Raw genomic sequence first — 6,093 nt, 5'->3', positions numbered from 1 at the left:
TTGATGCCATGCTTCCAGGAAAAACTTCTAAGCTTCAGATATACATGAACCGTACCCCAAACCGACACAGGTGGTCAGGTAGAGAATACCAAGGCGCTTGAGAGAACTCGGGTGAAGGAACTAGGCAAAATGGTACCGTAACTTCGGGAGAAGGTACGCCGGCCGGTGTGAAGGACTTGCTCCGTAAGCACTAGTCGGTCGAAGATACCAGGCCGCTGCAACTGTTTATTAAAAACACAGCACTCTGCAAACACGAAAGTGGACGTATAGGGTGTGACGCCTGCCCGGTGCTTGAAGGTTAATTGATGGGGTTAGCGTAAGCGAAGCTCTTGATCGAAGCCCAAGTAAACGGCGGCCGTAACTATAACGGTCCTAAGGTAGCGAAATTCCTTGTCGGGTAAGTTCCGACCTGCACGAATGGCGTAATGATGGCGGCACTGTCTCCACCCGAGACTCAGTGAAATTGAAATCGCAGTGAAGATGCTGTGTATCCGCGGCTAGACGGAAAGACCCCGTGAACCTTTACTATAGCTTCACAGTGAACTTTGAACCTACTTGTGTAGGATAGGTGGGAGGCTTTGAAGATAGGACGCCAGTTCTATTGGAGCCAATCTTGAAATACCACCCTGGTATGTTTGAGGTTCTAACTCAGGTCCGTAATCCGGATCGAGGACACTGTGTGGTGGGTAGTTTGACTGGGGCGGTCTCCTCCCAAAGAGTAACGGAGGAGCACGAAGGTGTGCTCAGCATGGTCGGAAATCATGCATAGAGTGTAAAGGCAAAAGCACGCTTAACTGCGAGACAGACACGTCGAGCAGGTACGAAAGTAGGTCTTAGTGATCCGGTGGTTCTGTATGGAAGGGCCATCGCTCAACGGATAAAAGGTACTCCGGGGATAACAGGCTGATACCGCCCAAGAGTTCACATCGACGGCGGTGTTTGGCACCTCGATGTCGGCTCATCACATCCTGGGGCTGAAGCCGGTCCCAAGGGTATGGCTGTTCGCCATTTAAAGTGGTACGCGAGCTGGGTTTAGAACGTCGTGAGACAGTTCGGTCCCTATCTGCCGTGGACGTTTGAGATTTGAGAGGAGCTGCTCCTAGTACGAGAGGACCGGAGTGGACGAACCTCTGGTGTTCCGGTTGTCACGCCAGTGGCATTGCCGGGTAGCTATGTTCGGACGGGATAACCGCTGAAAGCATCTAAGCGGGAAGCCTCCCTTAAGATAAGATCTCACTGGGACATAAGTCCCCTAAAGAGCCGTTCGAGACGAGGACGTTGATAGGTTGGGTGTGTAAGTGCTGTGAGGCATTGAGCTAACCAATACTAATTGCTCGTGAGGCTTGACCATATAACACCAAAGTGGTTTTACAGATTACGATAGACACTGGTTTGACCTTGGTTATCGCTATTTCAAAGAAGAATTGTTAAAAGAGACAAGTGAACGAATTTGCGCGTTATGGAGAGGAAAACACAAAGCCACCATAACAAACGCAAGCCAGTTTTCTTGATGATCATAGAGGCATTGAACCACCTGATAAACGCCACGGCGTTCTCAGAAGTGACTCTCTATTGGCCGCAGGCGCTCGCCATCGCTGATGGTAGTGTGGGCTTGGTTGAATTAGAAAGCCATGTGAGAGTAGGTCGTTATCAAGCTTTAAATTAAGAAGTCCTAATAAGTCATTAGGCAGTTAAGAATTTGGTTTTATTAGACAGTTGCTAATAAAACAAACCAGTTTTCTTGATGATCATAGAGGCATTGAACCACCTGATCCCATCCCGAACTCAGAAGTGAAAAGTGCCATCGCCGATGGTAGTGTGGGAGATCCCATGTGAGAGTAGGTCGTTATCAAGATTTTAATTAAGAGAAACCCTGTCCTGCTAAGCAGGGTGGGGTTTTTTCGTTATGGAGAATCACCATCGCCGATAGTTGTGTGGGGCTCTCTATAACAGACAAGCATGTGAAAGTAGGTCGTTATCAAGATTTTAAATAGGGAGCCCTGATAGCTTATGCTGTTGGGGCTTTTTTTCGTCTGCAGAAAATCCAAAAAAAGTAAAAAGGCATACCATACCGTCCCAATAAGTGTGTCTGACAAGGTGTTGTAATAGATGCCTCTCTCTCATTAAATGATTTTATTTCGACCAAAAAACAAGCCATTTAACAAAAAGAGAGACTATGGATTTCCCTAGGCCTGTTTCGCGGGCTGAATGTGTCCGCAAAACAGGCTGGTTTATTTCTCTGAAAAACCGATAATCAGCCCTCTCTGTTACTTGAATGAGGTCTTATTAGAGCGTTTTACGAGTTGCTTGTTTGTCGCACCGCGACAGGGTGACTTTTTCCAGTAGGCTAATAAGTTGGCCGCGTTCTTCGTCCGTGAGTTTTGAAGCGAGTATTTTTTCATACTCTTTTGACTGTTCGGCTAACCAGCTTAGTTCATCTTGTCCTGAGTCCGTTAGGTAGAGTAGGTTGCTGCGCCGATCACCTTGTTTGCTACGACGCTCTACTAAATTGAGAGATTCCAGCCAATCGACGACTTTGACAATACCAGCCCGGCTGATGCCAAGCTTTTTGGCTAAAGCGGATTGGGTGATTCCTGGATGGGTGCCAATTATCGATAATGCGGTCATCCGAGCAGGTGAGATGGCATTGTCACCAAGAAATTCAAAGAAAAGTTCGTATGCGTGTACTTGTGCGCGCTTTATTGAGTATCCCAGCGCTTTAGATACCAGGTCCAGAGGATCTATTTTCATCTCATTGCTGTATAGGCCATCTTTCGGCGTTTTTTTGCCTGATCTCATTCCTAGTTTGTCCTTTTGTTTTCATTTTAATGCCGAAGCATATACCAAAGCCGAACCCTGATGTCTGTCTATTAGACGGGATGTGAAGTCGTTGCCCAAGCTTTTTATGACCGCTTGATGTTTGCATAATATCATGACAATATGTTAACTAGGTTAACATTATATTTGGTTTACAATGTGTTTTTATACTAACACTGATCAATGCATTGGTGTGGGTTAACATCGGTATCAGATACAAGTGCTGATTCGTATTGAGGAGATAAAAATAATGAAAGAGCTTGATACTAGTAGTGCGCCACTTGTGACGCTCTCCATTGAAGGAGCCATTGCTATAGTGACGCTTAACCGACCTGAAAAGCGTAATGCGCTGAGTATGGTGATGGTTGAGGAATTAATGGATGTATTCTCGTCCTTACCTAAGAGCGTTAGAGCCGTGATTCTGTCCGGTGCTGGTGAGCATTTCAGTGCGGGGTTGGATCTGTCAGAACTAAAGGAGTCTTCCTCTTCTGAAAACATTGAAGGTTCTATGTTGTGGTATGAGGCCTTTGGCAAAATACAATTTGGTCGAGTTCCTGTGATTGTGGTAATGCAGGGGGCGGTGGTTGGCGGTGGTCTAGAATTAGCCTCGGCCCTTCACGTCCGCATTGCTGAAAGTGATGCCTATTTCGGCTTGCCAGAAGGACAGCGGGGAATTTTCCTAGGCGGTGGAGGCTCGGTTCGGATTGCGAAGCTGATTGGCTTTTCTCGTGTTGCTGAAATGATGCTAACAGGCCACGTTGTTGATGCAACAGAAGCCCATCAAATAGGCCTTGCTCATTACGTAGTGAAAAAAGGCGAAGGGATGCGTAAAGCTAGGGAGTTGGCGGAGAAAGTTGCCAGTAACTTACCCATGTCTAATTTCGCCATTCTTAAGGCATTACCTTTGATTGCGGAACAGCCCATGTCCCATGGCTTGATGACTGAATCTTTGATGGCCGCTATTACACAAGATGCTCCAGAAGCAAAAGATCGAGTAAACGCATTTTTACAAAAACGGGCGAATAAAATCACGCCTGATTAATGATAGCCCCGTTAATTTTACTTTTAGCAAAGACACTTTAATTATAAAAATAAGAGGTTGTTATGAGTACATTTAATCATGAAGGCGATGCCAGTTCGTCTACCGAAAGCCAATTTAGCAAGGACATTCGTCCGATTCTTAATCCCAAAACCGTTGCCATTGTTGGCATGTCTAGCAAACCGGGTTCCGCAGGTAGAGTGGTTCTGAACAATTTGTTAGACGGTGGGTTCAATGGAGAAATTTACCTGGTAGGTCGCAGCGGGGGGCAGATTGATGGTCGTCAGGTCCTGACGGAAATCGCTCAGTTGCCCGAAGGGATCGAATTGGTCATTTTAATGTTGCCGTCGTCCGCTGTACTGGATTCGATTAAAGCATGTGTCTCCCGAGGCGTGCGCAGTGCGGTGTGTTTTGCATCTGGTTTTGCTGAAATGGGTCAAGAGGGTCGTCATTTGCAGCTTGAGATGGCTGACATCGCGAACTCGGGCAATATGTCTCTGCTGGGTCCTAATACCGTGGGTTATTTCAACTACGTTAATGGTTTCTATGTCATGATGGTGGAGTTGGAGTTACCGACTCGTCTTGATCCTAATAATGGGCCAGCAGTGGCGGTGGTAGCACAAAGTGGTGGTATTGGTGCTCATATCGCGGCATCACTGAAAGCGCGTGGTGTACCTCTTTCTTATATGGTGACCACGGGGAATGAAGCACAGACTGGCCTGTCTGATATGATCCGTTATTATGCGACGGATGAGTATACAGGGGCCATTGTCGTGTACGCAGAGCAAATTCGCTCTGCTAGTGAATTTATTGATGCCGTGAAGGAAGCCCGTCACCACGGTAAAGGTGTCGTTCTATTGCATTCAGGGCGAAGCGAGCGTTCCCAAGAAGCGGCTAAGTCACATACAGGGGCACTTTCTGGTAACCACGCTGCCATGCAGTTGATAACAGAGTATTCTGGTGTAACCATCGCAAATAGCTTGGAAGAAGCGATCGATACCACGCAGCTGCTATTACGCTATCCGATTGCGCCAGACGGCGGACTAGGTTTAGTCACCGCCTCTGGTGCCATTTGTGGTTTAGCTCAGGACTATATTGAACAGCTCAATTTAGAAATGCCGCCATTATCAGCAGAGCAAGTCAAGGCACTGAAAGAGCATTTACCCGAATTTTTACCTCCTCGTAATCCTCTGGACTTAGGAACATTATCGAGTTATCAGCCGGATTTGATTGAAAAGGGCGTGAAGGCATTGCTGGCGGATCCATCCATTGGCAGTGTTTTGGTCTCTATGCCTTTGCCAACTAAGGAAGCGTCTCTTGTGTGGTTAGGCTATTACCTTGAAGCGACTAAAGGCAGTAATAAGCCCGCTATCTATGTGATGCAAAACGAAGATGTACCATTGTCACCAGAATTTATTGAAGAAGCGCGTAAACACCGCGCCATTATCATGCGCTCTCCTGAGCGTGCCATGCGCGCCTTAGCCAATGTCACCCGTTTTGGTCGTCAACAGGCGCTGCAACAGCAACAGAATACCTTGGACAAGAAAGAGGCCATTGCTAGCTTAACCCTGAATAAAGGGACGCAACCTGAGTGGGTTGGCAAGAAAATTCTTGAGCAATTGTCTATTCCTACACCAACCGGATCGCTCGCGACGACGCTTGATGAAGCCATCCATATCGCTAATGAAATCGGCTATCCCGTGGTGATTAAGGCTCAGTCTGCCGATCTGACTCATAAAAGTGATGCTGGTGGTGTCTTACTAAACATTAAGGATGAAGGCGCATTACGCGTTGCTTGGAGCAAACTTCATGACAATGTTCATAAAGTGCGACCAGATTTAACGTTGGATGGTGTGTTGGTAGAGAAAATGGGTCAAAAAGGTCTTGAACTGTTGGTAGGAGCAAATCGTGATCCGCAATGGGGGCCTATCCTCATGGTTGGTTTGGGTGGTGTTTGGGTGGAAGTATTGGGTGATGTGCAATTGATGCCGCCTCAATTACCAAAAGAAGCCATTATCGCCAAGTTAAATAGTCTAAAAAGCAAGAAACTGCTCAATGGATTCCGTGGTGAGCCCGCCGTTGATCTGGAGGCAGTGGCTGATGTGGTGGCGACAGTGGGCCAACTCATGAGCGAGTGTCCAGAGATCACTGAAATCGACATTAACCCATTGGTGGCGTTTGAGAAAGGTAAGGGCGTCGTTGCTCAAGATGTGCTTATGGTCATTGATTAAGCCTCG

General features: G+C 47.0%; 4 protein-coding genes and 2 rRNA genes (1 of these 6 only partly in view). 5 read left to right on the top strand and 1 reads right to left on the bottom strand.

Annotation, left to right across the window (positions count from 1 at the left end):
* From AC0VYI_RS23640 to rrf, 3 genes are all read left to right on the top strand, one after another.
* Window positions 1–1,351, top strand: a 23S ribosomal RNA gene (locus AC0VYI_RS23640) (it extends 1,543 nt beyond the left edge of the window).
* A 108-nt stretch (window positions 1,352–1,459) separates the two neighbouring features.
* Window positions 1,460–1,666, top strand: a complete 207-nt coding sequence (locus tag AC0VYI_RS23635) for a hypothetical protein (RefSeq protein WP_475446020.1) — start codon at window positions 1,460–1,462, stop codon at window positions 1,664–1,666.
* A 74-nt stretch (window positions 1,667–1,740) separates the two neighbouring features.
* Window positions 1,741–1,855 (top strand): 5S ribosomal RNA (gene rrf, locus AC0VYI_RS23630).
* Between the two features lie 431 nt (window positions 1,856–2,286).
* Here the strand turns inward: rrf and AC0VYI_RS23625 are convergent.
* Complete coding sequence (locus AC0VYI_RS23625; protein ID WP_475446018.1) at window positions 2,287–2,799, bottom strand: MarR family winged helix-turn-helix transcriptional regulator; 513 nt, start codon at window positions 2,797–2,799, stop codon at window positions 2,287–2,289.
* 268 nt (window positions 2,800–3,067) lie between these two features.
* Here AC0VYI_RS23625 and AC0VYI_RS23620 point away from each other — a divergent pair, with 268 nt between their 5' ends.
* Together AC0VYI_RS23620 and AC0VYI_RS23615 are read left to right on the top strand one after the other, a co-directional pair.
* Entirely contained in the window at window positions 3,068–3,859 is a 792-nt protein-coding gene (locus AC0VYI_RS23620; protein ID WP_475446016.1) for a crotonase/enoyl-CoA hydratase family protein, read from the top strand.
* Window positions 3,860–3,921: 62 nt separating this feature from the next.
* Window positions 3,922–6,087 carry an acetate--CoA ligase family protein gene (locus AC0VYI_RS23615; protein WP_475446014.1) on the top strand — a complete coding sequence of 722 codons (2,166 nt, stop codon included), beginning with the start codon at window positions 3,922–3,924 and terminating at the stop codon, window positions 6,085–6,087.
* Window positions 6,088–6,093: the final 6 nt, after the last annotated feature.

The sequence above is a fragment of the Marinomonas sp. 63XJN7_9_ISO-PGPR-S23-217 genome, assembly GCF_056173515.1.
The sequence above is the reverse complement of the archived record's forward strand: the minus strand, read 5'-3'. Positions and strand labels throughout refer to the sequence as shown.

Coding starts and splice junctions, on each gene's coding strand:
- AC0VYI_RS23635 (WP_475446020.1), top strand. CDS start 1,460: ATGGAGAGGAAAACACAAAGCCACCATAACAAACGCAAGCCAGTTTTC.
- AC0VYI_RS23625 (WP_475446018.1), bottom strand. CDS start 2,799: ATGAGATCAGGCAAAAAAACGCCGAAAGATGGCCTATACAGCAATGAG.
- AC0VYI_RS23620 (WP_475446016.1), top strand. CDS start 3,068: ATGAAAGAGCTTGATACTAGTAGTGCGCCACTTGTGACGCTCTCCATT.
- AC0VYI_RS23615 (WP_475446014.1), top strand. CDS start 3,922: ATGAGTACATTTAATCATGAAGGCGATGCCAGTTCGTCTACCGAAAGC.